Raw genomic sequence first — 26,832 nt, forward strand, 5'->3', positions numbered from 1 at the left:
TTTACTGCATTGGTCACTTATTAATAATGTAGTCTAAGGCACCTGAAATTGCAGCAACTTGCGCTAATATACACTCTTCAGGGTTAGCCGTTGCACTGTCTGGATATACTTCAGTGGTGGTGACATATGCAGCTTCAGAAAATCCCATGCATAGGCCTAAATCACGGGCCGCGTAATTAATTACCCCAAATTGCGATTGTGGTACACCAATTAATTGCTGATTTTCATCGCTAGGTGCAATATGCGTTACTTTTTCAACATGTTCAATAATTGCTTTTTGAAAAGCAGGCTCTGGTTTGTTGCTATCAGCCACTAAATAAAAGCCATCAGGAATGTTCCAGTTGGTGTTTACTTTGCCTTCACGAGCCGCAAGTGCGGGTCTAAATTCACTGTTATCAGAATCAGTTGTTTCATGTAAATCGATATGCGCGATTAAATCAGTATTTAAAGATTGCACATAGTTCATCACTGCCGCTGATTCTTGCGCTGGGCTGCCCTGATAAAAAGAGCGATTAGGGTCGTTCGCATCTGGGTTCCAACGATTAATTGTTTCATAACCCCATGGGCTAATACAGGGGTAATTACAATATTAAAGTGCTCAGCATACTGATTTGCCAGTGTTTTAGCGAATCTTAAAGCGCCATGAACACCACTGGTCTCGTAGCCATGTACGCCGCCAGTAATTAAAACAGTGGCTTTGTTTGTATCAAAATTAGTGGTTTTTAACGCGTACAAAGGGTAGCTACCTGCGGCATAATTAAGCTCACCGTATTGCTCCACTTCTAGAGTGCTTTTAAGTTCATCAATTAATGTTACGACTTCTTGTTGATAGCTTCGCTTAATTTTTTGTGCCTCAAGCCATTGGATTTTATTATTGTTGTTCCACTTCTCACCTGGCGTACCAATTGGGTAACTACTGTTATTCATATTAAACCTTCAAGTTGAATTATCTCTGCGGGCTATAGAGCACATAGACCATAATGACGAAAATAAAGCGTTAGCTTAACGCTGACTAAAATAGCGCGCAAGTATATGCGATAGTCACTGCATTAGTTAATGGCTGAGCTTGAATGCGGATAGTGCCTTTGTTGCATAAAGTCTTTTAAAAACCATGCGGCAAACTCATGTCTGCCCTCTACATCGGCTTTGCTGTAAATGTAACACAGTGCATTTTAGATGGTGCAAGTAGGCGGCTACGCCCTGTATTAATGATCGCTACAACTGCTATGTTTGGTTCATTGCCGCTGGTGTTTGCAACAGGGCCAGGAGCTGAAATTCAAAAACCATTAGCTATCGTAGTTATTGGCGGGTTAATTACCTCAACTATTACAACACTTTATTTATTACCTATCTTTTATGGTTGGTTAGAGAAAAAACATGGCTGAGCAGTTACTTTTTACCCTAAATGCACCTACAAACATAAAAGATGACGTGGTTGATATATTAATAGGCATAGACTGCATTACCGGCTTTAACTTAAAAAAATTCAAGGCTATAGTAAAGAGCACAGCGAGTTTGATATTGCCGAGCAAGTAGAAGGACATCGAGATTTTTATCAATTTGAGGTGCATATTTTATTATCTGAACTTGCCATACTAAAAACGGCGCTAAGCCCTGTTTGTAAGTACACACCGTTAAAATATTGGGTAACCCCGATTTATGAAAGTGGGCATATTGGATAGTTACCATATTAGACTAACTTTGAGAGTCACTTCAATTGGATTAATTATTAAACTTATTTAATTGATTTTGACCACTTATCAATGTTTAATTGAATGACATGTATTAATTGTTGTTTATTATGCACTTTCTCCATAAGTACTTCTTACTTAACGATCATCATACTGCCCATGATGAAGTCGCACACTGGCGGGTGAGTGCACTGCGGATAATTTTAACTCTCGTTACTTTGCTCTGTTTTTTGGTAGTTTGTTATACATACACCCGCGCAATTGAATTTGACCTAATTTACATTGCAGTTATTACTATTAGTTTTTTCACTATTGCTTTTAGTCTTTTATTAGCAAGTAAGCGATTTTACACATTTAGTGCAAATGCACTTCTATTAACTATCGTTGCCGGTAGTTTATCAATGAATTTATTTTTAACTGATTTAGAGCTTGCAAAGGTGGGTTCTATGTTTATGTATTCATGTCCCATCATTGCTCTTATGCTACTCGGTTACAGAACGGCTTTGGCCTACGGTATTTTAAACATCATACCTTTTTACATGATCATTAATAATGTTGATTTATCTGGCTATTCAGGAATAGCAAGCCAATTACCAGAAGCTGGCTTATATATTACAGGCCTGATATTTTTATTTTTTAATATTTGTATTCCACTGGCCACTGCGCGAACAATTGTTGCTGCCAAACGTTTAAACAAAACCATGTTAAATGCTAATAGCTTCCTTAAAGATAAAAACGAGCTTTATCGCACCTTATTTACTGAATCTAATAAAGCTAAAATTATTGTCGACGAAAATTTAGTAATTACAGATTTAAATCAACATGCTATTGAAATGTTCGGATTAAAAAACAGCTTGAATGAAAAGGCTGTAAGAATTAATGGATTATTCCCTGCACTTAATAGCAAAGAGTTAAATATAAAAAATCAAATCATAGAATATAAGAGTCGCTACTATAAGAGTAATTATCAGCAAATAGCAATGAATACAAATTACCGAGTGTATGACTTTTATGATTGCACGCAAGAGCAGTTAATTAAACAAAACTTGTCTATGATGGAGCAAGAAAACAAACGTCTAAGGTTTAGAGACTCGCAGACTAAACTGCCTAATCGAGAGTGGTTTGAGATGCAATGCGATAGGTTAACGTCTAAATACCAAAAAGGGTTTTATATTGTCGTTACACAAAGCGCAAATAGTGAATATTTAAATTTAAAACTTAACAAAGCTGACTCGCAATCATTGCTAATTACTGCTTATAAGCGCTTAAAAGCAATGTCAGAAGGGCCTTTGCTTTGTGCGTATATAGAAGGTGGCAAACTTGGCTTTATTATTGGTTCAAACTCAAGCGAACAGCAAAACAAGTTATTAATACAAATTAAAAGCACTTTAGATCAAACTTATGATGTATTTGGTACTAATTACCAACAATCATTTTTATTTGGTTTTGCTAAGTGTCCTGAGCACGGTGAGGATAGTGCTATTGTTCTTAGTAATGCGTGTGAGGCGCTCAAGCTCGCAGACTATAACTTGCCTTTTAGTGGTTACAACCAAAAACAATCACAGGCTTTTATGGAAAAGTATGAAATTTCCATGTTACTTGATGAAGCTTTGCAACAAAATGATCTGTCAGTACATTATCAACCTAAAGTGAATGCAAAAGGTGAATGTATTGGGCTTGAAGCATTAGCTCGTTGGCATAGCTCTGTGCTTGGTAATATATCGCCAACTGTCTTTATTCCTATTGCAGAAGAGTACAGAATGATTAGTAGATTAACGGATTTAATTATTCAAAAAGTCTGCGCTCAAATTGCCCAATGGAATAAAGTTGGTTTGCCACTTTTACCCATAGCAATAAACATATCTTTGCTCGATTTTAGCCAAGCTGACTTTATGTCTAAATTGGTAAAATATTTGGCGGATTTCAATGTAAAACCGAATCAAATAGAATTAGAGCTTACCGAAACCTCACTTGAGGCTAACCAAGCTCACTCTCTAAAACTTATGCAAACTTTGCAAGATTGGGGGTTCACGATTACTGTGGATGACTTTGGTGTTGGCTACTCAAATATTGCACGCCTTGCTGATTACCCTATTGATAAACTTAAATTGGATCGCTCTTTAATAAGTCAGGTTACAAGCTCTACACGCCAAAAAAGCTTAGTTAAAGCTATGCATGTGATGTGTGATGAACTCAATATCAAGTGTGTAGCCGAGGGAGTAGAAACCGAAGAACAGGTTTTAATAATGTCCGAAATGGGATGTAAAGAGTTTCAAGGCTATTACTTTTCTAAACCCATGAGTGCTCAGGTGTATGCTGAATGTATAAATGAAAATGGTCTTGTTTTTATGACAAAAAACTCAGCTACAATGAAAGGTAGTTGAATTTAATAACTAGGTTCTAGCGACCTTTTTGGATTAAAATTTCAAACAAGGGTAACGAATTTTTTGGCGTTAAATGCTGCTGAAATATTTCAGCAGCATTTGAGCTGTTCTAGTTTATTCAAACAATCCTTTTATAACCGCGTGGCGGTTCTGCACCATTAATGTACCGTTAGCCCATACATACTCAGGGGTTAGGGTCTTTTTATCGAGAAGGACAACATCAGCGTCGCTCGCTGTTTTAAGGCGGCCTTTATCAACTCCTAAAATATTGGCAGGGTTACTGGTTATGCTCATTAAAGCGTGCTCAATAGGGACGTTATATTGCTTAACCGCTTGCTGAAACGAGGTTAATAAAGAGGACTCTTTACCTATCTCAAGCCCCAATAAATTAAAGTCTTTATCAAAAATAGGTAAGCTGGCATGGCCATCTGAGCTCATAGTGAGTTGATTTACTGCTACACCTCGGTCTAAGCAATAAGCAAGGGCATGGGCTGCTGCGAATTCGCCGTGAGCTAAATCGTAATCGGTAGTGCTGGTGGTAAAGTCGATAGTACCTCCTTGATCACAAAAGTGAATACCGGCATCAAGAAGTGCTTTGTTGCGGTTCATATGAGTAGGATAAAATTGTTTAAGCTTAATATCACTTTGCTGAGCCACCTGATGCAAAATAGTTAAATGGCTATCAACAGGGCCGACATGAATACTCACCGTGCCTTTTTTACCACTGAGCATACCGGCTACTTTAGCCTCGGCTGCCAATTCTGCTAATTGCTGTACAGTAGGTTGGCTACTGCGATGATCAGAAATAGCCACTTCACCAACACCTATAAACTCTTCTATATACATGATGTCGTCAGTAATTGAGTGAGTAAGAGTTTTAGCGGGTAAATGATACGAACCTGTATGGCAAAATACATTCAGCCCTTGTTCTTTTAGGCCTTTTGCTTTGGCAACCAAGTTGGTCAGTGTACGTGAGCTTGAATCGGTACCCAGTGCGGCCACCACCGTGGTGGTGCCCGACAAGGTTGCATCGGTTAGGTTCATTTCAGGGGTGCGGCTGGCAAATCCAGCCTCGCCACCGCCACCGGTAATATGCACTAACGAGTCAACAAACCCCGGCGTAACCAGCTTATTTTTACCGTCAATTCGTTTGACGAGTACACTGCTGTCGAGAGTTATATTTTCGTCAATAGCAATGATTTTACCGCCGCCAATTAAAACATCTTGTGTGCCTAGGTAATTAGGTGCATAAACGGTTGCACCTTGTATTAAAGTTAACATAACAAATTCTTTTTATTGATAATTAATAAAGTAAGCAAGAAATATAAAGCCGCTTGCTAATACAAAAAGTGCTAGGGCAAAACGCCAGATAAACGTAGCCCACTCTCCCCAGTCTAATTTCACCACACCTAAGCAACCAATTAAACTAGCTGAAGTGGGAATTAAAATGTTGGTTAATCCATCCCCCAATTGAAAGGCCAATACTACAATTTGCCTTGATACATTGAGCAAATCGCCAAGTGGAGACATTAACGGCATAGTGATGGCAGCTTGCCCTGAACCCGATGAAACAAAAAAGTTAAATACACTTTGAAACACCAGCATTCCCCAAGCCGCAATGTAATCTGGCACACTGGCTATGCTGCTTGCACAGTAATAAAGCAGGGTGTTGAGAGTTGAGGGAGTGGTTAAATCACTACCGCCTAATAGTAATACAATGCCTTTAGCCAGTGCGACCAATAACGCCGCTGGTAATAACTCTTGCGCACCTTGTTTAAAGGCATCAGCGCACTCATTCGCGGTTAGCTTTTTAAACACGATGGCAATTAATGCACTGATAAGGCCTATACAAAAAAACTGTGCCGCAAGCTCAGGAATATAATATTGGCGAGCCATCACGCCCCAAATAACCCAGGCTATGCCCAATACAAATACTAATAATGTGAGTGCATCGGCTGGGCTAAGCTTAATCGCTGGCTGATCACCCATTTTTTTGGCTTGTGTTTTTATCCGTTTTGCATAGCGCATGGTAAACACAAGGCCTACAAGAGTAAAACAGGCCCACGCTAGCATACGAAAGCCCGCACCAGAAAACACCGGGATTTCAGCTATCGATTGCGCTATAGCAATACTAAAAGGGTTCATCCATGAGGTGGCAAAGCCTATTTGCGTGGCCACATAAGTTGTAAGTACAGTGACTTTAGCGTCGTAGCCAAGTTGTTGCATAATAGGGAGCAGCACAATACAAAAGGCAATAGCCTCTTCGCCCATACCAAATACCGCGCCGCCTAACGAAAAGAGTAAAAACAGTAAGGGAATAAACAGCCATTCAACCCGTTGAGTTTTATTAATAAGTGCCATAATGCCGTTATTAATCGCACCGGTTTTCATAATAATGCCAAAGGCACCGCCAGTGATTAAAATAAACGCCATTACGCCAATCGCTGCACCATATTTATCACCCGACACTAAGCCTTCAAACAACACATTAGCTAAACCAATCTCGCCACCTTGAGCAAAAATAGGCGGTGATTGTTGGTCGTTAACGGCTTGATATTGTGAAAGCTGCACAATATGGCTACCAGATTCTGCATTAAATACCCCAGGGGTAATAAAAACTGTGGCCATATAGGCAATCACTGCCACACACAGCAAAATAATGCTGGCATCGGGCATAGAAAATTGTTTTTGTTTCATAATTTCACTTTAATAAAAGGTCATTGTGTTGATGCGTAAATAAACGCTTAACCGTACTTTAGCACTTAATAGGCAGTGTCACTGTAGCCATGACCTGTAATAAAAGGAAGACCGCAAAGCGTTTGCTTTGCGGCTAAGTGGTTAAAAGCGGTAGCTAATACTTAATTTATAATTAGCACCTAGGGCATTATGATTAATTGAATCAAAGCCACGGCTTGAACCATAAAGTGTGGGTGGCTGTTTATCAAAAATATTATTTATACGCGCGCGTAAGGTCAGTGATTTATTAACATAGTAACCTGCTGATAAATCCCAAACGAGCCAATCGTCAACCTGATGCTCACCTTTTGAGTCTAATACGCCAAGCGAATCTAGTTCATCAATTTCACGCCCACGCAGGCCTTCTATATCATCTTCGTAGCTGCTGGTGTAGTTTGCACCTAAGTTAAGGTAGTAACTTTGCGCTTCCCAATCGATTGACATACGCGCAATATTTTCAGGGTAACGATACGTCCCCATCAACTTCTCTAACGAGTCAGACCCCGGTTTATTACGTTCAAACTCAAGGTAATGTGTGCCGTCAAAGGCAAAGGTTAAATCGCCGCTTGGTAATTCAAAACGATGGTCAAACTTAAAGTCTATGCCAGCTAAAGTTTGTGTACCGGTGTTTTCAAGTGGGATTGCATGATCGCGAAACAGCGGTAAAAATAGCTCGTCATCACGCGGGTTAAATTCATCTATATAACTGGCTAAAATCTCAGTTAAATTGGCACCGTCTTGCTCTATGTTTAAACCACTGGTGTCGGTGACATCGCATAATGCTTCATCGTACGATATGCCTTGTTCGCCCGGTGGTACAATGCCACAGTGACGAAGTGATGCATCGGTAATAGCGCGGTCGAGCACAGCGGTCATGTTGGTATCGATTACTTCTTCATGATCAAACTGCCAGTAATCAAGGGTTAAATTAGTATTAGCCGATGGGCTCCATGCAAAACCAACACTAATAGCCTCAGACTCTTCTGCATTTAAATTAGGGTTACCTAATTCTAACGAATTAACACTCACTTGTGTGCCATCACCCATACAGTATAAATCGGCTACAGCTTGGTTGGCACCGCAGTCAAAAGTAGATTGCGTGGTTCTTAATTTAACACCAGCCTGCGTAAGTGAAGGAGCTCTAAACGAGGTTGACCATGAACCACGAACAACTAACGAATCAGTCGGGCGATAGCTCAAACCAATTTTAGGATTAAAAGTGCCGCCAAAGTCATCGTAATGATCGTATCGACCCGCTGCTTGTAGCTCTATTTGCTCACTCAGTGAAATACTTAATTCAGCAAACGCGGCATATTGAGTGCGATTGGCCTCTGACAAACTAGAGCCAAAACCAAATACATCAACAAGGTAGTCTTTATCTGCTTGGGCTTGGGAATTAAGTGAAGGGATGTCACTTAGTTCTTCACGGCGTGCTTCTACCCCAAATGAGGCATAGGCTGGTAGGTCGTTAAAGGTAAATAGTTCACCATTAAAATTAGCATCCCAGCCGTAAACAGTACTTTCTCCACTGCGTGTTGGGCGAGCTTGCGCTGTTGCCAAAACGGCATCGTTAGCGGCGTCGCCTTGAAGGAAAGGGTTGTAAAAAGGCAGTAACTCTCCCGATACACAATTCAAGTCAGTACCGTCATAGTTTGCCAACGTACCGTCTGAACATAGCTCGCCTGTTATTGCGCCGTGAAACTGATAGCGATTATATACCCCTGCAATCGCTTCTTGCTCTGAACGTGAGCGAGAGAGAGTAACACCAGACTCCCAGCCCCAATCACCAATTTCACCACTTAGACTACTTACTAAGCGAAAGTTTTTCGTTTCTACTTCCACTGTTCTTGGAGCATTAAAGCGCGCATCAAAGCCAAAACCATACACTTCTCGGCCACTTTGAGTATCGAATGGGTCAATGTAGAGTTGATCCATCAAATCATTACTACCATCGGCATTATCGTAAATAAATAAGGCGTCTTCTAAAATATAAGGGCCGTCGTCGTCATTAATTTGGTTAATAGGTGAGGGCGATGAATACGCTTTTGCCTTGGTTTGGCTGTAAAAAAGTCAGTGTGCCATTGTAGACCACCGAGCTCACTATTAAACATAAAGCCGGTTGAAAGGCTCTCAAATGGGGTATCTAGGTAGTCATCTTGATTAGAGTAGTAAGCACAAATTTGTTCACCAAATTCAGTAGTCACTAATTCGGTTTTACAGTTTGGTGATGGAAGTTCATTACCGTCTCGGCTGCTGAAATAATAAATATTCGGTGAGTTCTCCAGCTTAGGTAAATATGAGTAACCATTAACGAATGAAGGTGAGGCGGTATAATCGCGATCGGTCGCTTTAAAAGCGTTACGGTCGTATATATCTGCAAATACCGTTAAGTTACTCTCGCCTATTTTTGTACCATACACTAAGTTTAGCTGCTTTTTACTTTCGTCATGCTGATCAAAGCTATCGGCAAACGAAGTATTGATTTCAGCGCCTTCAAAATCATCTTTTAAAATGTAGTTAATAACACCCGCTACAGCATCGGCACCATAAACGGCTGATGCACCGGTGGCTAAAATATCAATACGTTCAATGGCCGCTAGCGGAATAGAATTCACATCTACAAAGTTTTCAGTACCTGCAGCAAATGAACTAGGCGCAACTCTTCGCCCATTTATTAATGTCAGCGTTGCCGAAGGTCCCATGCCTCGTAAGCTCGCTGCTGATTGACCCGCTGGTGTAGAGGTAGACGTACCACCACTTTCTGAGGTTGAGAACGTACCGCTTCCGCCTTTAAATACAGATAAATCTTTGAGTAATTCATGAATGGTATTAGCACCAGAGCGTTTGATTGCATCTTGGTCCAACACGGTTAGTGGAATAGTGCCTTCCAGATCAACGCCTTTTAAGCGAGATCCTGTTACTTCTACTCGTTCAATGTTGGTATCAGTTTGAGTTTCCTGTGCATACACACAAGTGACAGGGCTCAGTAAAGCGCTTACTGTGGCCGCAATAGTTAGTTGACGAAACATTGTAGTACCTTTTGTCTTTTTTAAGCGCGCAGAAATAGATTTAATATTTCTTAAGGCTTTAATTATTATGTTTTTTTAGACAGGGCAATGGTGAAATGACACGCTGAGCCCCTCACAGAAATTAGTGAGGTGGTGGGCTACTCGTCAAACCACTCCGAAAGGTAGTGTGGTGAGTAGAAATATGTTGTAAGCAATGTTGCTTTTTTAAACATAATTCTCGTTCCAAAAAGGTTTTTGACAAAGCTAGCAAATGGGTGCTAGCTTACTCGCGTTTTAAAGTTCCTTTTTTTATAGCAAGTGAGAGACGCTCTCGCAAGTTATTTCTTATAATTCTTTACATGAGTGTAACATAATGGAACGAATATATTTACCAAATAAGCGGTTAGTTAAATCGCGAATAATAACCGCTTTTTTATCAATTTTAATTGGTTTTTCGCTACAGTTAAGCGCAATAGAGTCTAATCAAACGCTTGTTTTAGTGGGTGGAGCTCTCACAACATGTGCCAGTTTAAGCCCTAAAAACTGTGAAAAAAATACTAAGATCTCGGGTAAAACGCATAATGTATTTACGCTCTCTCAGGCTAAAATTAGCCAAATAAAGCAACAATGGCCCAGTAAAAATAGCCAAGCTAAAAATAACACTATTAAAAATTTAGCAACAATGCAGGCTAAGTCATCGCCCACATTATCGAAAAAAGAGTTGTTATGGCTATGGCGTGACATTGATAGTAAACAGCTCAATAATTTATCGGATCAAGAATATAATTTTGTAATCGATATGCTTGAAGTAGCTCAAATAAAAAGCGACAACAAGCGACTAAAAGAGCAGATAAATACTGCGCTTAATAGCGAATCGGCAGCGACAGAGATTTTGCAGTTTATATCGGGTAGTTTAAAAGTTAATAACTCCAACCCGAGTATACTGGCCATTACCGCCTCAAGTAGAGACCCTTATGAATCTGCTGATTTTTACGAAGGATTACTAAGCTTCCCTAATGTAAATTCGCAATGGCTTGCATTAACCCCTGCGCTTGCTAAAGCAATAACCACCAATAAGTGTGATGATTTAACCACGTTTAGGCACTCAGAAATGGGGCTATATCAACGCGAGCATATTTACCCTGATCGTACCCAAGCAGAATATGAACTGTGTAAAAAAGGCACCGACGCTTTAGTCGAGCTAATCAAAAACAGTACCGGTGTAATGTTTAATGGTGGCGATCAAAGCCTAACGCGCAAAGTATTATTTAATGAAAATAATCAGCCTTACCCATGGACAAAAGCATTGCAGTCTCGACCAGTTGTTGTAGGCACAAGTGCAGGCACCGCGGTGCAAAGTGGCGGGCAAGGCAACGCTGGGGAAATGGTGATGATCACTAATGGCAACAGCTTGTCGGCATTAAAAGAAGGCGCACAAGCCATTGATGCCCCAAGTGAGCGTGCAAACAGCGATAGTTTAACTTACAACCGTTTTGGTGGTTTAGGCACGTTTAGTTACGGTGTATTGGATACACATTTTAGCGAGCGTAATCGCACATTAAGATTAGCTACTTTGCTAGACGACTTAAACGCAAGCCAAGCTCAGCCGGCATTCGGTTTTGGTATAGACGAAACCACCGCTCTAGTGGTGATTAAATCTGAAGCTGGAAATTTAATGACTGTAATTGGCAAAAATGGCGTGGTGATGGTTAAATCAACAGGGCAAGCTCAGGCTAAAACTAAAACCTATAGTTACTCGTATTGGCCTGTGGGCAGTGTGATTGATATTAAAAATAACGATTTTACCTTAAGTCAGCGCAGTATTAGCCAAGCATTGTCAGCAATTAAAATACCGCCTTTACCAGTTCAGCGTTTTGGCAGTATTTTAACGGATGCAAAATTACGCTCTTTAACGCAAGCCATGTGCCTTAGCCAAGAACAAACGGCGGTTGGTCAGCAAGGTGAGTTTATTATTAGCCTATCTACCACGCCGGAGTCGGCGTATCACCGTATTAGTAACACGCAATATGGCTGTGCGGTGAGTAATTTAGAAATTGCAGTGAGTACCTTTTAATTTAATGCCACGCAAGCTAATTTAATTAAACACGCTGCTTAGTTGATTTTAACTTTAGCGGCCATACTATATTTAGAGCGTGTATATTAAATCACAACAAAAGGAAGGTTCATGAGTAAAGTAGCGGTTATTTATTTTTCGGGATATGGCCATACCAAAAAAGTGGCTGAATTTGTAGCTGATGGAGCAAACGCTCAACTTATTGCTATTGATGAAAATGGCGATATACAAGACGCCGATTGGGATACGTTAAACGACGCAGATGCCATTATATTTGGTGCACCTACCTATATGGGCTCATATCCTTGGCAATTTAAAAAGTTTGTTGATGCTACCTCTAAAGTATGGTTTACCATGGGTTGGAAAGACAAAGTATTTGGCGGTTTTACTAATAGCGGCAGCCTAAATGGCGATAAACAAGTCACCCTAATCAGTATGCAGACATTGGCTTCGCAACATGGTGGAATTTGGGTAAGCCTTGGGTTACCACCCGCCAATAAATTGGAATAAAATCGTCAAGACATCAATAACTTAGGCGGATCTGTTGGTGTATTAGTGCAATCACCTACTGATGCAGGTGAATCTGCTATTCCATCAGGCGATTTAGAAACGGCTCGTTTATATGGCGAACGTGTAGCTGATGTAGCGAAACGTTTAAAGTAAAAATCACTTTAGTTAGCTAATTTTAAAAAGCCACCTTGTGTGGCTTTTTTAGTTTGATAATTCCAATTTTTGTTGTTTGTGCTCTAGCTGATATAAGCTTGAAAATTCACGTTTATGGACTTCAAATAAATACGCTCTTAGCTGCTCTTTACCATGGTGAATGTGTTTTATTTTAGCAGCTATACCACACTTGCTCTGCCTAACCGGTTCTAGGTCTAATGATATCGCCGCTTCGTTAGGTAAAATAAATTGCATATTTTGCAAATCATCAAGCTCACTATGTATTGATGTGGGTTTTAAAAATATCCCTGTGCTGGATATAGATTCAATGCAAAAACCTTGGCTTTGAATATTTAATTCACTTAGCCGCCAGCTACGTTGAACCCCTTTTGTATCAATCACTTCTGGAGCTTCTAACACAGTGCTGAAATGGCCTAATTCATCGGTTTTAAATTGAAGTGGAAACCATAGTTGGTAGTGAGCTACTTCAGCCAATAAGGTTAATTTAGCTTGTCCAAGTAAATGCGCAATACCGTCTGGAATCGATGTTTGTACTGTAAGCTTTGTTTCAGTGGATAATGCGGTACTTTGACTGGGTTCAAATAAGCCAGATAAAAAGTTAATTTCTTCGTCAGATAAATCCATGTATTTTCCTTAATACTTAAATTGTAGATTTTATTCCTTACAAGGTTACTGCCCAATGAATGAGCAGTTTATTATTTTGTAAGCTTCGCACTGTATGGCTTTGTTTTTATACACTTTGTAATTTCAGCTTCCCTAGTGAAAATAATAAGTGATTGATTATATTGAGTTGTGATTTAAATTTAACTAGGTCGATTTAATGATTGGGTTAAATTTTTCAGTATTCTAACCCCATTAGCACCAATAAGTTAAGTCATTAAGTGTACAAAATTAAGGCGCTTTACGATGTTTTTATATCAACAATGCGTAAATGAGACTTAGGTCTAGCTTACGAAGCATGCGGAAATACTTAGAATAGCGCCCAAATAATAATGGGGTTTAAGGGGTTCCAAATGCAATTAGAACGAATTCGTCGTAGCGACTTACACAACAATGTAATGTCTGCACAGCAGGCTAGTTTATTTATTAAAGACGGCATGACCGTGGGCATGAGTGGTTTTACTCGTGCCGGTGAAGCGAAAGCAGTACCACGTGCGCTTGCCGAGCGAGTACGTGAAAACCCAATGAAAATTAACCTAATGACCGGGGCGTCATTAGGTAATGACTTAGATAAGTTACTCACTGAATCAGGTGCTTTAGCACGCCGTATGCCATTTCAGGTAGACAGCACATTACGTAAAGCGATTAATAACGGTGAGGTCATGTTTATTGACCAGCATTTATCTGAAACCGTTGAACAGTTACGTAATCACCAGCTAACTATGCCAGATGTAGCGGTCATTGAAGCCGTTGCTATTACCGAAGAAGGGCACATAGTACCTACAACGTCAGTGGGCAATTCAGCCAGCTTTGCTATTTTTGCCAAACAGGTAATTGTAGAAATCAATATGTTACACCAGCCAGAGCTTGAAGGGCTACACGACATTTACATCCCATCTTATCGTCCAACACGTACGCCAGTGCCATTAGTGAAAGTAGATGACCGTATTGGTAGCACTGCTATTCCAATCGACCCGGCTAAAATTGTGGGTATTGTATTTACAAATCAAAGTGACTCATTTTCAACTGTTACCGACCCAGATGCAGATACAGCCGCTATTGCACGTCACTTAGTGAACTTTTTTAAAGAAGAAGTAGCGCAAGAGCGTATGCCCGCAAACTTAGGCCCATTACAAGCCGGTATTGGTAACATTGCCAACGCAGTAATGATGGGTTTATTAGACTCTGATTTTAAAAACCTCACTATGTATTCAGAGGTACTACAAGATTCTACCTTTGACTTAATTGATGCGGGTAAACTTGATTTTGCATCAGGGTGTTCAATTATTTTATCAGAGCGTTGTAACGCGCAAGTATTTAATAACCTTGAAAAGTACCGCGATAAATTAGTACTTCGCCCACAAGAAATGTCGAACCACCCAGAAATTGTGCGTCGTTTGGGTATTATTGCAATTAACACCGCATTGGAATTTGATATTTACGGCAACGTTAACTCAACCCATGTGTGTGGTACTAAAATGATGAACGGCATTGGTGGCTCAGGTGACTTTGCACGTAATGCCCATGTATCAGTATTTGTTACTAAATCAATAGCTAAAGGTGGCGCTATTTCAAGCGTTGTGCCTATGGTAAGCCATGTTGATCATACCGAGCACGATGTTGATATTTTAGTCACTGAGCAAGGCCTTGCTGATTTACGCGGTTTAGCGCCACGCGAACGTGCAATTGAAGTCATTAAGCACTGTGTACATCCAGATTACCGCAACGCCATGCTTGACTACTACGAGCGTGCATGTGTTCGTGGCGGTCATACGCCTCATATTTTAGAAGAGGCATTCAGCTGGCATACCCGCCTTGAGCAACAAGGTACAATGAAGCAAAGCTAATACATAAAACCCCGCATTTTCGGGGTTTTTACTTTATATCACTGATGCTTTATGGAGCGTTGTTATTGTTTTGCCACAAGGTGGTTTAAGTTTTTACTGTGTGCTGTAAAATAACTGCATATTATTGACAGACTCGCCATGGCGAGCAACACAGAGTAACCATAATGGAAAACAAACTAACTGCAATCGACACCCTCGCTGAGCTTGAAAGCTTTTTATTGCAAGTGGAAAACGGCGGCCTAGGTTTAACCGGCGTAGCAGGCATCGGCATGGCAACTAATAATGCCGACGGCAGCCGTTTTGTAGCCGTTTTTGATGATAAGCAACAGCTTTTATTAGCCCGTGAAATTACCGAAGAGATCTTCCAAAGCGGCCAAGACATGGTGCGTAATGGTGTAGGGCGCAAGCACTAATAACTTGTTACCAAATTTCAAACAATTGAAAAGCGCCAAATGGCGCTTTTTTGTTTTTTTACTCTTTAATTCAACAATAACTATTTTTACTTTGAACAAATATGGTTCGTGTTACATGAAGTTTAACAGGCTGTTATTTGCTCAAAGAAGAGCTCTGCAATTAGATGGGGTTCAGCGTTGATTAGGTAAGGAGCGAGGGCCGGAAGCAAAAGCTTTGCTCGGTTATTTCAGGCCACTCGGTTAAAACCTCATACCGCAATTACATCGCTCTTAGCTTGAATGATAGCGATCGCTAATATTTGAGTTACATAATTAAGAGATTAATTAAATTAGCACGTTCACTGTGATAGTTTATACATTTATTGTATGTGTTGCTTTTATAACTAAACAAGGCTACTTAATTGCTCAGTAATTATAATTAAGGGGGGTATATGGAAATAGATGACTGGACAACACCTTTTGGCAAGGGTGATTTATTTATCATAAATACTAAGTGGGGAGCATCAGAGCGGTCTATTGAATATGCTAACGGTAAGCGTTACGAGTTCAAGAATGAGTTCCAATCAGGAAGTGCTGATTTAATCGTTACCGTATTCCATACTGACTCTGAAATCGTTTTTGAAATTACTTTTGATAATGTTGGCGGATACCGCTTACTAGACGAGCATGGCTTAACTGAGCTGTGGGAGTCAGGAGAAATTAATAATAACTGTTTTAAAGTAAGAGACCATGGCTGGTCAAAAGAAAGCCCATTGAGCTTTTTTATGCATACCAATGATGGCTGGTCATATTTAATTTCTACAGCTGATGAATGTGCTGAAGTTATTAGCACCAAAGAGCCTAAAATAGTATTTAAGCAAAAAGTAACAGCAACTTATACTTAAGCTGTCATTATTTTGAATAGTTGTTAAGTTGTAAATCAATTTACTCAAATGCCTCGCTATGTAATGGTTTTACTATGTAATTATTAATAATCGCCAAGGGAAATCATGAAAACTCTACAGTTATTGGGTGTTAGGTAGCATGGACTTTATTGCTATCGCGCTTTTCTTTTTAGTTCTTCTAATAGCTTTATCTATTGTTTGGAGCACGCTAAAAACGGGAATTTCACCGATGATGAGTTCAAGCAAAGCGCGCCAAGCCATGCTTGCTCAAATAAGCATGAATGAAAAGGACGTATTAATTGATTTAGGATCGGGTTGGGGAACGCTCGTTATAGCGGTTGCCAAAAAGTATCCTAATAAACAGGTTATTGGCTATGAGTTATCCTGGTTTCCTTGGTTGGTTTCAATGCTTTTTAAATACAGATTAGGTTTAGATAACCTTACCCTCTATCGTAAAGACTTTAAAAATGCTGATCTCAGTAGTGCAGCTACTCTATTATGTTACTTGTTTCCTGAAGGCATGCAAGCGCTTGAAGATAAGTTATAGCATGACGCAGTTAATAATAAAATCACTATTGTGAGTAATACCTTCGCTTTACCTTCATATAAACCAACTAACGTTATCAAGCTTAAAGATTTTTACCAAACGCCTATTTATGTATACCACTGGCAATCCAAATAGAGGGATATTATTTAGGGTCAGTGCTTGGTTGATGTCATATTCTTTATCCATAAGTTCATGTTATCTGAAGGCATTGGTTTGGCTATGTAATAGCCTTGTCCATGATAGCAACCCATACCTATAAGTACTTTTTCGAGCTCTTGCGACTCTATTCCTTCTGCTACTAGTTTATACCCAAATGCTTTACTTAGCGCCACGATACAGGTAACGATAGACTTGTCTTCATGGTCTGATAGGAGTCTTTTAACAAAGCTTTGATCTATTTTTAGTGTATCTAAAGGTAATTTTTTTAAGTAACTCAAAGAAGCGTAACCTGTACCAAAGTCGTCTAACGCAATACTTACCCCTAAATCGCGGCAGCCATTGAGAACATCTACTGCTTGTTCAACATTTCCAATTGTTGTGCTCTCCAAAATTTCCAACTCGAGTGTTTTTGGTTTTATATTATTAGTGCTGATGAGTAACTCTCTCAGGTTTTCAACAAAGCCTTCACTAAGCAAATGAGCAGGAGAGATATTTACGCTCATGGAAAGATTATTTGTTGCCCAAATTTTATGTTGTTTTAGGGCTTCAGCAAGTACCCATTCGCCAATTAATATACCAATGTGTGGGTGCTCTAATGCCTCTGAGAAATGACCAGGGTAAAGTAAACCCAAAGTAGGGTGGTTCCAGCGTATTAAGGCTTCAACGCCAATCAACTGGTGATCCATCAGGTTGACCTTTGGTTGATAATGTAAAATAAATTCTTTACGCGCAATACCTTTCTCTGCAGCCAGCAATAGATCGTGTTTTGCATGCCTTAGACTTTCTTCTTCTGGATCAAAAAACATAATCCGGTTTGTCCCTGACCTTTTAGCTTGATACATGGTTTGATCAGCTCTACGTAAAATGTCATCACAACTTAAGCCATCATCATTCGGAAGTGCAACACCAATGCTGGCTGAAATCTGAACACAGCACGAAAACTCTGCTAATTTTATCGGGTCGTTTACCTCAATTAAAACCTCTTGTAAAAGAATCTCATATTCTTGTATCGTGTGCGCAGCCCCTCTTAATAAAAGGATAAATTCATCTCCGCCGATACGCGCTAGTGTATCTTTTTTACGTAATGTACTTTGTAACCTTTGAGCAATGGTTTTCAACACGAAATCTCCGATTTCGTGACCGTATTTGTCATTAATAGGTTTAAAGTTATCTAAATCTAAATAGGCAACGGCGAGCTTTTGGTGAGATGTAATAGCTTGTTGAAGTTGATCGATTAAAATAGGGCGGCTTGCTAGGCCTGTTAGGCTATCGTAATGTGCCATGTCATGAAGTTTTTTTCTGAGCTTGCGCGTTGAATAGAGCTAGATATGGAGTGTATCAACTGAGCGCTTTTTAATTGGTTTTTAAGTAAATAATCGCTTGCTCCTAGTCGCATAGCTTCTGCTGCTATTTGTTCATCTCCCAATCCCGTGATCATAATCACAGCACAATGGTTATTTACAGACTTTCTAATATTATCTAGCAGGGTAAGCCCGGAGCCGATACCTAATCGATAATCCACTATGACACAATCAAATTCTCCATGTTCAAGGTAAGACATCGAGCTTTCAATAGAGGAAGCCTCTGAAATTTTCGCCTGTATGTTAGAGCGAGATATCATACGACGTATATGTTCTCTATCAACAGCATCGTCATCAACAATGAGTAGATTAATAGTGTCGCAGCTTTCAAAGTCATCTATTGAAGTTCTCATATCCATATCTCTTGCAAAATAGCTTATTCAAGCTCAATGGCATGTATATAAGCATCCATAAGTATCGCTAATTTGGCAAACTGCGGGCCAATTGCATGTTTAACCATATAACCTGCTACGTTGTTATGATACGCGCGAGTACGATCATTATCCTCATTGGAGGTCGTGAGTATAAATACAACGGTATTGTTCAAGTTTTTATCTTTACGAATATGGTCTAAAAATTCAAACCCATTCATCACTGGCATATTTAAATCAAGTAATACCAAATAAGGCTCCGATATTTCTTTTTGTTGCGCTTTTTTTCGTAACGCATCTAGTGCAAGTCTTCCGTTTTGTTTCCAAATTATTTTAATTTTAGGATCAACTTTTTTTAAGCTTCTTGTGACAGCTTCTGCGGCAACATCGTCGTCTTCTACAAGTAGTATAGATAGATTTTTGATCATAAATTCTCTTTCCTAGCAAAGCGTGGCCACCAAACATGAAATGTTGACCCTTTGTTCGGTTCATTTGAACTAACTGAAATACGTCCACCATGAGCTTGTGCTAGGCGCCGACTAATAGATAGGCCTATGCCTGAAACCGACTTATCATCAGAAGTTGTTTGAAACAAACTAAAAATACGCTCGTAAGCCTCTGGTGGTATACCGGGGCCATCATCAGTAACCGTGATATGGCAAAGCGTATTTTCTGCTACACAACGAATCTCTATCGTTCCTTCTTTACTGTCATGGTGTTTAATGGCATTACTTAACAAATTGCGAACAACGGTTTCAAGCGGCGTCCATGCAGTCACGATGGTATTTAATTGAATGTCTTTATGAAGCTTCATTCCAACTGGTAAATCTAACAGTTCGGTAACGTTATAAATTAATTTATGCATATCGATTACTTTAGTATCTAGGCTGGCTTTGCCAGCTCTTGCATAGGCCAATAAATTATCTATTAACGTCTCCATTTTGTGAATACGATCATCAATACGTGTTAAGTTGTACTCTACTTCAGCTGTGGTAGTGCCTAAATCTTCTTTTACCCATTCAATTAAGTTTGAAATGCCTCGCAATGGAGAGCGTAAATCATGTGAAGCCACATAGGTAAACTCTTTCAGGCTAGTGTTATTTTCTTTTAGCTCGGTTTCCATTCGTTTTCGTTCTGTTATATCTAACAACGAGACAAACACCATATCTTCGTCATTGGTATTTATAAAAGGACTCAATCCCACCTCAACGGGGAATTCTTTACCGTCTTTGTGTAAGGCGGTTAAATCTCTGCCTACTCCCATACTTCTGACACTGGGTTCACAATGAAATGAATGACGAAGTGCTGAGTGATGCCCTTGATAGCGCTGCGGTAATAACATTTCCATTTTTTTATCGAGTAGTTCTATTTCACTGTAGCCAAAAGATTTACATAACGATTGATTAACCGCTTGTATAATGCCCGCTTGGTCTACTATTAACACACCATGTGGTGCAGCCTGAATAGAGCGCTGAAACATATTATTTGCGCGCAATCTTTGCGATATATCAACCAGTGTGGCTAAAACTAATTCTTGTTGTCCTTGTATTGGGTTTAAGCCTATTTCGATTGGAATTTGTTTACCATTTTTTTGACTCGCAAATAACTCACGGCCTTCACCCATTAAGCGCTTTCGAGGGGTAGCAAAAAACTGACTCATCAAATGGGTATGATTGGCTTTAAATTGTGCCGGAAGTAAACTGTCTATGTTCATCCCTATGAGTTCTGAATCCTCATAGCCAAGTATTTCAGATAGTTGACTATTGGCAAAAAGGATCTGAGCCCCAGTATTAACTATCATTGCACCCATGGGTAAACAATTAACTAGCTGAGTTAAAAACGCCTCATCCATTTTTGCATTTAAATTTGGTGAGTTAGATTTTTTATTTACTTTTTTAAGGTCCATCAAGCATCCCGCAAGTAAATGTAGTTCCTATAACATATTAATAGTCGAACAAGTAATGAACAGCAAATTTAGAGGAAGATCATGTTATTTAAATGCCCATTTCAATAGTTTCTTCTTATATTTTAGCGAGTCATTATGGTTGAAAAAGGTGCATTGATTTCTTTAGGTTTGGGGTGGGGAATGTTAACTTTAGTGCTTACTAAATATTATTAGTGTTTAAATAATCTTACTATCTATTGCAAAGACTTCAAAAATGCTGATTTTTAGTACAGCTACTATTTGTGTTAACTGTTTATTGGCGCTCGGCAGGGTTTGAAGACAAACTAATGTATAGTAAATGGTTTAATCTTGACTCCAGATATATAATATTAAGTGGCTCCTCATAGCTGCACATCAACGAACTCAATCCAATACATTAAAAGTAGGTACGTACTTCTTTATTATTTGAAAAGTAATTAAGTGAGGTGTCATGCCACATAATTTAAATACCATGGAAATCAAAAAGCAGGAATACTTTTGATGGATTAGTTGGTGTGATAAATGTGTGGCCAAAATGACTGTACCACTACACGTATATTATAAGCTGTCGAATTGATTTTTTACATTACATACTTTACCTGCATATTTTTTAACTTTTATATTCTATATGCCGACTCGGAAAGTAGATCGTTGCTTTTGGTTGATTGGACTTTTGTTGGTACCTTAGACATTTCTTTTACATATATATATTTATACTGAATACATTTAGTACTAAATAATACTCATATGATATTACTCATCGACAACTTTAGTAAAAAAGCTGAACTCGTATACTCTTATCTAACTAGAAATAATTACAAGGTAGATTTTGCATTTAGCTCAGCTAGTGCTTTTGAGTTAATACACTGTAATACATATCAAGCGCTTATAATAAACTGTGAAATACTAAATACTGGGATTATCCAGCTATGTAAAAAAATGAGAAAAAATAATGCTTCGATTATCTTCTTGTGTGAAAAACTAGATACGGAATGCGAGCTTAGTATTTATCAAGCCGGTGACGGAGAGGTTTTACTTGAGCCATACTCTCATCAGAGGTTGTTACATAAGTTAGGTTATTTGAATACGAAACCGCAAAACTATTTATCGACTCTTACAGTTGATAATGGGATTTGCAGTGTTGTTTTTAACGATAGAGCACTTGTGTTAAGTAAGTTACAAATGAGTATATTAAACGTATTAGTACAACGATATCCAAATGCTGTGTCTAGAAGTGAAATAATCAAACAGATCAAAGAAAGCCTTTACATTGAAAGTTATCAGCTTTCTCCCCATATCCATAACCTAAGCGCTACATTAAAAAAATCATTTGGAACGCTGTTTATCAAAAATATTTATGGAGAAGGGTATAAACTTCTCAATCTAAACCTATAAAATTTATCCTTGAGATTTTTGCATTAGATTTTAATTAAAGTGAATGTCATTTTAAACGCAATTTTATTATCTGTTATAGGTTTAAATTATTAACAAACAACACGATACTTTCGTACGTTGATAGTAAAAAATATGTTTTAGTCCTTGTTTTTGCTTTACTAGGGTGGATTAGCATAAATTTAATCCCCTAAGTTTTAAAAATCACTGAAGCGGTGCAGCCCTTTTCCATATTATTTGATATGTTAAATGTCCACTGGTATTTTTCACATATATCTTGAACAATTTTGAGGCCTATACCAAATCCTTCATAGCCGCGAGGTTGTTCATTTAGGCCTAATCCATCATCAATAACATCTATTCTTTGTTCAGAAATAAATAAATTTACACTACCATCAATACTGCAATTAATAGCATTTTTTAATAAGTTACATACTACTGCTGAAAATAGTAATGGGTGCGCATGTAATGAAAATTCATTCTGTATCTCATAATGGAAATTTACTTGATTTGCTTTGATAGTAGGTGAAAAGTTCTTAACTATTTTGTCGATAAACGTGTCTGATATTGAAACTTTACTGGTATTTGAAACTTCGTCTCTAGCAAGTAATAGGAAAATATGAGTTAACTGCTCCATTTCTATTACAGCATCATCTATTCTAGTTAATTGCTTTGTAGTCTTATCATTATTTGCTCGTCTTAAAACACTTACACCGCCTCGAATCACCGTCATAGGAGTACGTAATTCATGACTAATATACCTAGTAAAAGTTTGCTCCCTAATAAATGCAGCATATATTCGCTTACGATAGCTATTAATGCTAGCAAGCATCATTTCTAACTCAAAAGATAATTTTCCATTAACAGATAAAGGTTTACTAACTTCATGTGAATCATATTCAAGCATTTCAGCTAACTCTGAAAACGGAGAGCTTATCCGCTTTGCCATTTTAATAATAAAAAATGCAGAGCCAATGAATAAAATCACACCTGAAGAAAGTATCATAATTTGGAAAATTGCAAAGTATGTATCGTCCCACTCTATTTGGTCGACATCCTCAATGGCATAAGCAGTAATTTCATCATTATTAATTTTTATTTTTTGCGCAAATACAGTGAATTCACTGTCGTCATCAAAATGAATACTTTGGATACCCAGCCAGTCGGTGTTAATTTTATCTTTAATTTTTTTTGGTAAAATTTCATACGTATTATAGATTGTTAATATCGGATCTATTTTTATTTTTGTATTTTCGCTTTTTTGAAAAAGTTTTAGGTGGTAGGGAGCTTTTAGTGCCAAACGCTGTTCACTGGCTTGATTTTCAGTGTACAACACCGTGTAATAAAATAAGCATCCATAAAAGGCTAATAATATCAAAGCGCCCAATAGATATACTTTTATAATTATTTGACTAATTGGTTTACTTTTAAACATTACACTCACTCAATCTGTATCCTGTTTTAGGTATAGTTTCTATAACATCTTTGTCATAAGGCTTATCGATTTTGAGTCTCAATTGGTATATGTGTTTTCTAAGTATGTCTTTATCAGGTAGCTCATCTCCCCAAATACTATCCTCTATCTCTTGCCTAGAAACTACATTGGGTGCTTTAGTTATTAAAAGCTTCATAATTTTGAAACAAGTTGGGGTCAGTTTAATTTCACTCCCTTCTCTCCAGACCTGACAAGTTTTGAGATTAATTGTAACAGGACCGAAAATAACTGTTTTTGCAAAGCCATTTCCTGAACTCCTTCGAACAGCATTTATTATTCTAGCTTCCAAAAGTTCTAAATTAAAAGGTTTGACTATATAGTCATCAGCTCCTATTTTGAGCCCTTGTAACATGTCACTATCGGTATCTCTGGCCGTAAGCATTATGATAGGGGTATCATATCCTTCGGCTCTAAGCCGATGACATACTGTTATACCATCAATACCGGGAAGCATTATATCTAAAATAATACAGTCAAAGTTGTTTGACTGAGCTAATGCAAGACCTAACGTGCCTGTCGCTGCAAAGTCTAATTCAAACTCTGAATCTTCAAAGTAATCAAATATAACTTCGGCAACAGTATGACAATCTTCAATTAGTAGAATTTTCAATAGACACCTTATTTTCAAATTTATCGTTGCATACTAATAGGTAACGTACAGTGGATTTTTCTTCAACAACACAATGAGCGTCAAATAAATCTTTAAAAATAATAAATTCGTCCTGCTTTATAGCAATATATATTTTCTCACTACTGTTAACCAAGTCTCTTAAATACGCTTTTTCATTTATTTGTTTAGCTCTGCCATTTGAATAAAACTGTCCACTAAATGGGCGTTTATTCCAATAATATAAAGGGGCTTCTTTAAACGATTTTTGATGTAATTCGAGTAGCTTATTTTCACTTTTGTGCTCCCATACACCCTTTAGCAACGCACTTAACATAGCTATTAAGGTTAAAACCGTAAATAGAGCTAAGTAATTGCATAGCTTAGTAAATTTCATGTTTAAGGCTATAAGTATAGCTAATGCACTAAAACCAGGTAGCACATAGATTGGCAACACATTACCAGCTAAAGTAAATAGTAATAGCGGCGAAATCACCCAACAAATAAGGTACTTATTTATATTTGGCTGGTCGGGTTCTTTTCTAAGTGCTTTTTTAATATTTTCTTTTTTGAATAGTAGTCCTAAAGCTAAAAATGACCAAGGGCTTGCGCACAGTAACCAATAAAACCAAATTGTACCCCTAGGTTTAACGTGCGCTGTGCCATAAAGATCGCCTTCCCATCCAGATACAAGGAATCGCTGAATATGTTCACCAACTATAAAATATTCTAAAAAGCCCGGAGTACGTATTTCGGCTAGAATGTACCAAGGTAAAGTTAGACCTAAAAAAACGAACATCCCACTTACCCAAGGCAAGCGTCTTATAGCTACTTTAAAGCAGCCTTGCCAAGCGCTCCAAACAACGAGTGAAATCCCTATAAGCACGACAGCAACAGGTCCTTTAATTAGCATACCGAGCGCTAAAGAGACAAAAAACAAATAGCCATAAAGTTGGTTTTTTTGAGCATAGCATTGCCAATAGCTAAACATTGCAAGGGTATAAGCAAGAAGCAAAGCACTATCCGTCATAACCATGCCAATAGCAACGATAAACCCTAAGCTAGAAACTAGCACCAATATAGATAAAACACTTTTACTTAAATTCGTCAGAGATAATGTGAATCGAAAGACCAAGTAACAGGTTAATAAACCACACAATAAGTGAGGTAAACGAGCAGTAAACTCATTTATACCTAAAAAATTAAAACTAATGGCACTCAGCCAGGTTTGAATTGGAGGTTTCCCCCAAAATGGCACGTCGTAATCAAACTGAGGGGTAACCCAGTTACGAGTTTCTACCATGATACGAGCCATTTCCCCATACCTAGCCTCAGTTGTATCGTAGAGAGGGAAAAGTCCTAGTGAGACAAGCCTTATAGCGATCAAGGAAATAATAATTGCTAAAGCCCAATATACTGTAGAATTTATTTTATCAGCCATGTTTTTTCACCATGCCGTTCTGACTCTTTTGGCTTTGTTTATCCATTATTAAATATATAGGACGCCCTTTGGTCTCAGCATAAATACGACCAATATACTCACCTAAGACGCCTATAGCTATCAGTTGAACTCCCCCTAAGAATAACTGGGTCAACATTATCGAAGGGTAACCCGCAACGGTTTCTCCAAAGAATAGAGTCTTGGCAACAACCCATAAGCCATAAAAAAATGCGGATGTAGATATTAAAGTGCCGACCCAGGTCGATATTTGTAAAGGCTTTACACTAAAAGCTGTAATGCCAGATAGGCCTAACTTTACCAGCTGAAAGAAAGACCACTTTGTCTCTCCTGCAACGCGTTCAGGACGCTCAAAACTAATTGTTGTTTGCTTATATCCTGGCCATGAAAGAATTCCTTTCATATAGCGGCTTCTTTCTGATAATTTCTTTATATCATCAACAACTCTTCTACTTAATAGCCTAAAATCACCTACGTCCTTTTGTAATGGAACCTCAGATAAATGGTCAAGTAACCTGTAATAAATGTGAGCGCTCCAACGTTTTAAGCGTGACTCACCTAAGCGGGATGACCGTTTCATATTTACAACATCAAAACCTTGTTTCCATGCATTTAGCATTTTAGGAATAAGTTCAGGTGGATCTTGTAAATCAGCATCCAATAAAATAATAGCTTCACCTCTAGCATTATCTATACCAGCGGTCATCGCGGCTTCTTTACCAAAGTTACGACTTAAGTTAATGCATTCAATATCGGCATAATGATTGGTTAAATTTGACATTGCATTCCAGCTATCGTCAGTACTTCCATCATTAATATAAATGACTTCCACATGCTCGTTTAATAACAAGCTTAGAGCTTTCGATAGGTGGTGATTAAAGATAGGCAGCATTTCCTGCTCGTTATAAACAGGCACTATGATGCTCAGCGTTATATCTTCATTAACAGACTTAGGGTGTTCGACCAGTTTCATTAAGCTCTCCAATAATTATACAAAGCAAGCTTAAAACAACCTGAGTCTATAAAAAGTCAATGCATCAAGACAATTTATAGACATCTTCTAATTAATAATGGCTCTACGATTAATTATTTAATGCTTAATAATGCAGCAACTAAAAAAATTTTGTTTTGTAGGA

The 26,832-nt window shown here is 38.4% G+C and carries 20 protein-coding genes and 3 pseudogenes; 10 read left to right on the forward strand and 13 right to left on the reverse strand.

From position 1 onward, the window contains the following. Window positions 1-13: 13 nt before the first annotated feature. Window positions 14-927: pseudogene (locus AB8618_RS05335) on the reverse strand (M14 family metallopeptidase). A 251-nt stretch (window positions 928-1,178) separates the two neighbouring features. Between AB8618_RS05335 and AB8618_RS05340 the strand changes: the two are divergent. The 3 genes and pseudogenes from AB8618_RS05340 to AB8618_RS05350 all read left to right on the forward strand — a co-directional run. Continuing rightward, window positions 1,179-1,385, forward strand: a pseudogene (locus tag AB8618_RS05340) (efflux RND transporter permease subunit); the annotation flags it as partial. A 135-nt stretch (window positions 1,386-1,520) separates the two neighbouring features. Beyond that, entirely contained in the window at window positions 1,521-1,682 is a 162-nt protein-coding gene (locus AB8618_RS05345) for a DUF3240 family protein (RefSeq protein ID WP_409425561.1), read from the forward strand. 119 nt (window positions 1,683-1,801) lie between these two features. Continuing rightward, the gene (locus tag AB8618_RS05350) at window positions 1,802-4,075 is read left to right on the forward strand and encodes a putative bifunctional diguanylate cyclase/phosphodiesterase (RefSeq protein WP_413401637.1); all 2,274 of its coding nucleotides are present in this window, start codon (window positions 1,802-1,804) and stop codon (window positions 4,073-4,075) included. A 114-nt stretch (window positions 4,076-4,189) separates the two neighbouring features. Here AB8618_RS05350 and iadA read toward each other — a convergent pair whose 3' ends face one another. The 3 genes and pseudogenes from iadA to AB8618_RS05365 all read right to left on the reverse strand — a co-directional run bounded on the left by iadA (window position 4,190) and on the right by AB8618_RS05365 (window position 9,840). Further along, a complete protein-coding gene (gene iadA / locus AB8618_RS05355) occupies window positions 4,190-5,356 on the reverse strand; it encodes a beta-aspartyl-peptidase (protein ID WP_409425113.1) in 1,167 nt (388 codons plus the stop codon). Between the two features lie 12 nt (window positions 5,357-5,368). Beyond that, complete coding sequence (gene yfcC, locus AB8618_RS05360) at window positions 5,369-6,772, reverse strand: putative basic amino acid antiporter YfcC (protein ID WP_409425114.1); 1,404 nt, start codon at window positions 6,770-6,772, stop codon at window positions 5,369-5,371. A gap of 141 nt (window positions 6,773-6,913) precedes the next feature. Then, window positions 6,914-9,840 (reverse strand): annotated as a pseudogene (locus tag AB8618_RS05365) (TonB-dependent receptor domain-containing protein). 352 nt (window positions 9,841-10,192) lie between these two features. On the opposite strand from AB8618_RS05365, the gene AB8618_RS05370 reads away from it, so the two are divergent. After that, complete coding sequence (locus AB8618_RS05370; protein WP_409425115.1) at window positions 10,193-11,893, forward strand: cyanophycinase; 1,701 nt, start codon at window positions 10,193-10,195, stop codon at window positions 11,891-11,893. A 111-nt stretch (window positions 11,894-12,004) separates the two neighbouring features. Continuing rightward, window positions 12,005-12,403 carry a flavodoxin family protein gene (locus tag AB8618_RS05375; protein WP_409425116.1) on the forward strand — a complete coding sequence of 133 codons (399 nt, stop codon included), beginning with the start codon at window positions 12,005-12,007 and terminating at the stop codon, window positions 12,401-12,403. A gap of 201 nt (window positions 12,404-12,604) precedes the next feature. On the opposite strand, the gene AB8618_RS05380 is transcribed toward AB8618_RS05375, so the two are convergent. Further along, on the reverse strand, window positions 12,605-13,201 hold the full coding sequence (locus tag AB8618_RS05380; protein ID WP_409425117.1) for a hypothetical protein: 597 nt from the start codon (window positions 13,199-13,201) through the stop codon (window positions 12,605-12,607). A gap of 389 nt (window positions 13,202-13,590) precedes the next feature. Between AB8618_RS05380 and AB8618_RS05385 the strand changes: the two genes are divergently transcribed. The 4 genes from AB8618_RS05385 (at window position 13,591) to AB8618_RS05400 (ending at window position 16,928) form a co-directional block, all read left to right on the forward strand. After that, a complete protein-coding gene (locus AB8618_RS05385; RefSeq protein ID WP_409425118.1) occupies window positions 13,591-15,084 on the forward strand; it encodes an acetyl-CoA hydrolase/transferase family protein in 1,494 nt (497 codons plus the stop codon). A 164-nt stretch (window positions 15,085-15,248) separates the two neighbouring features. Next, complete coding sequence (locus tag AB8618_RS05390) at window positions 15,249-15,497, forward strand: hypothetical protein (RefSeq protein ID WP_409425119.1); 249 nt, start codon at window positions 15,249-15,251, stop codon at window positions 15,495-15,497. A gap of 431 nt (window positions 15,498-15,928) precedes the next feature. After that, entirely contained in the window at window positions 15,929-16,381 is a 453-nt protein-coding gene (locus AB8618_RS05395) for a hypothetical protein (RefSeq protein WP_409425120.1), read from the forward strand. A gap of 139 nt (window positions 16,382-16,520) precedes the next feature. Continuing rightward, entirely contained in the window at window positions 16,521-16,928 is a 408-nt protein-coding gene (locus tag AB8618_RS05400) for a methyltransferase (RefSeq protein ID WP_409425121.1), read from the forward strand. A gap of 152 nt (window positions 16,929-17,080) precedes the next feature. On the opposite strand, the gene AB8618_RS05405 is transcribed toward AB8618_RS05400, so the two are convergent. From AB8618_RS05405 to AB8618_RS05420, 4 genes are read right to left on the reverse strand one after another with little or no spacing between them, the layout of a single operon-like run. Continuing rightward, window positions 17,081-18,370, reverse strand: a complete 1,290-nt coding sequence (locus AB8618_RS05405) for a putative bifunctional diguanylate cyclase/phosphodiesterase (protein ID WP_409425122.1) — start codon at window positions 18,368-18,370, stop codon at window positions 17,081-17,083. Then, window positions 18,349-18,801: a response regulator gene (locus AB8618_RS05410; RefSeq protein WP_409425123.1), complete on the reverse strand. Its 453-nt coding sequence runs from the start codon at window positions 18,799-18,801 to the stop codon at window positions 18,349-18,351. Before AB8618_RS05410 ends, AB8618_RS05405 begins: the two co-directional genes overlap by 22 nt. A 23-nt stretch (window positions 18,802-18,824) precedes the next feature. Further along, window positions 18,825-19,247 (reverse strand): response regulator, encoded by a 423-nt coding sequence (locus AB8618_RS05415; protein ID WP_409425124.1) that lies wholly within the window; start codon window positions 19,245-19,247, stop codon window positions 18,825-18,827. Further along, window positions 19,244-20,725, reverse strand: coding sequence for a PAS domain S-box protein (locus AB8618_RS05420; protein ID WP_409425125.1), 1,482 nt, complete (start codon window positions 20,723-20,725; stop codon window positions 19,244-19,246). The genes AB8618_RS05415 and AB8618_RS05420 overlap by 4 nt, the downstream gene beginning before the upstream one ends. A 957-nt stretch (window positions 20,726-21,682) precedes the next feature. Here AB8618_RS05420 and AB8618_RS05425 point away from each other — a divergent pair. Beyond that, a complete protein-coding gene (locus AB8618_RS05425; protein ID WP_413401645.1) occupies window positions 21,683-22,138 on the forward strand; it encodes a winged helix-turn-helix domain-containing protein in 456 nt (151 codons plus the stop codon). Window positions 22,139-22,325: 187 nt separating this feature from the next. On the opposite strand, the gene AB8618_RS05430 is transcribed toward AB8618_RS05425, so the two are convergent. From AB8618_RS05430 to AB8618_RS05445, 4 genes are read right to left on the reverse strand one after another with little or no spacing between them, the layout of a single operon-like run. Next, window positions 22,326-23,570, reverse strand: coding sequence for a sensor histidine kinase (locus AB8618_RS05430; protein ID WP_409425127.1), 1,245 nt, complete (start codon window positions 23,568-23,570; stop codon window positions 22,326-22,328). Next, window positions 23,563-24,240, reverse strand: a complete 678-nt coding sequence (locus AB8618_RS05435; RefSeq protein WP_409425128.1) for a response regulator transcription factor — start codon at window positions 24,238-24,240, stop codon at window positions 23,563-23,565. Before AB8618_RS05435 ends, AB8618_RS05430 begins: the two co-directional genes overlap by 8 nt. Further along, window positions 24,221-25,678: an ArnT family glycosyltransferase gene (locus AB8618_RS05440; protein WP_409425129.1), complete on the reverse strand. Its 1,458-nt coding sequence runs from the start codon at window positions 25,676-25,678 to the stop codon at window positions 24,221-24,223. Before AB8618_RS05440 ends, AB8618_RS05435 begins: the two co-directional genes overlap by 20 nt. Then, window positions 25,671-26,669 (reverse strand): glycosyltransferase family 2 protein, encoded by a 999-nt coding sequence (locus tag AB8618_RS05445; protein ID WP_182719600.1) that lies wholly within the window; start codon window positions 26,667-26,669, stop codon window positions 25,671-25,673. Before AB8618_RS05445 ends, AB8618_RS05440 begins: the two co-directional genes overlap by 8 nt. Window positions 26,670-26,832: the final 163 nt, after the last annotated feature.

Origin of the sequence: Pseudoalteromonas sp. RW-H-Ap-1, from assembly GCF_048318575.1 — a bacterium.
GTDB lineage: Bacteria > Pseudomonadota > Gammaproteobacteria > Enterobacterales > Alteromonadaceae > Pseudoalteromonas.

What these genes read in the sequence shown, in the direction of transcription:
- AB8618_RS05350 (WP_413401637.1), top strand. Translation starts at nt 1,802, where the DNA reads ATGCACTTTCTCCATAAGTACTTCTTACTTAACGATCATCATACTGCC.
- iadA (WP_409425113.1), bottom strand. Translation starts at nt 5,356, where the DNA reads ATGTTAACTTTAATACAAGGTGCAACCGTTTATGCACCTAATTACCTA.
- yfcC (WP_409425114.1), bottom strand. Translation starts at nt 6,772, where the DNA reads ATGAAACAAAAACAATTTTCTATGCCCGATGCCAGCATTATTTTGCTG.
- AB8618_RS05370 (WP_409425115.1), top strand. Translation starts at nt 10,193, where the DNA reads ATGGAACGAATATATTTACCAAATAAGCGGTTAGTTAAATCGCGAATA.
- AB8618_RS05375 (WP_409425116.1), top strand. Translation starts at nt 12,005, where the DNA reads ATGAGTAAAGTAGCGGTTATTTATTTTTCGGGATATGGCCATACCAAA.
- AB8618_RS05380 (WP_409425117.1), bottom strand. Translation starts at nt 13,201, where the DNA reads ATGGATTTATCTGACGAAGAAATTAACTTTTTATCTGGCTTATTTGAA.
- AB8618_RS05385 (WP_409425118.1), top strand. Translation starts at nt 13,591, where the DNA reads ATGCAATTAGAACGAATTCGTCGTAGCGACTTACACAACAATGTAATG.
- AB8618_RS05390 (WP_409425119.1), top strand. Translation starts at nt 15,249, where the DNA reads ATGGAAAACAAACTAACTGCAATCGACACCCTCGCTGAGCTTGAAAGC.
- AB8618_RS05395 (WP_409425120.1), top strand. Translation starts at nt 15,929, where the DNA reads ATGGAAATAGATGACTGGACAACACCTTTTGGCAAGGGTGATTTATTT.
- AB8618_RS05400 (WP_409425121.1), top strand. Translation starts at nt 16,521, where the DNA reads ATGGACTTTATTGCTATCGCGCTTTTCTTTTTAGTTCTTCTAATAGCT.
- AB8618_RS05405 (WP_409425122.1), bottom strand. Translation starts at nt 18,370, where the DNA reads ATGGCACATTACGATAGCCTAACAGGCCTAGCAAGCCGCCCTATTTTA.
- AB8618_RS05410 (WP_409425123.1), bottom strand. Translation starts at nt 18,801, where the DNA reads ATGAGAACTTCAATAGATGACTTTGAAAGCTGCGACACTATTAATCTA.
- AB8618_RS05415 (WP_409425124.1), bottom strand. Translation starts at nt 19,247, where the DNA reads ATGATCAAAAATCTATCTATACTACTTGTAGAAGACGACGATGTTGCC.
- AB8618_RS05420 (WP_409425125.1), bottom strand. Translation starts at nt 20,725, where the DNA reads ATGGACCTTAAAAAAGTAAATAAAAAATCTAACTCACCAAATTTAAAT.
- AB8618_RS05425 (WP_413401645.1), top strand. Translation starts at nt 21,683, where the DNA reads ATGAGAAAAAATAATGCTTCGATTATCTTCTTGTGTGAAAAACTAGAT.
- AB8618_RS05430 (WP_409425127.1), bottom strand. Translation starts at nt 23,570, where the DNA reads ATGTTTAAAAGTAAACCAATTAGTCAAATAATTATAAAAGTATATCTA.
- AB8618_RS05440 (WP_409425129.1), bottom strand. Translation starts at nt 25,678, where the DNA reads ATGGCTGATAAAATAAATTCTACAGTATATTGGGCTTTAGCAATTATT.
- AB8618_RS05445 (WP_182719600.1), bottom strand. Translation starts at nt 26,669, where the DNA reads ATGAAACTGGTCGAACACCCTAAGTCTGTTAATGAAGATATAACGCTG.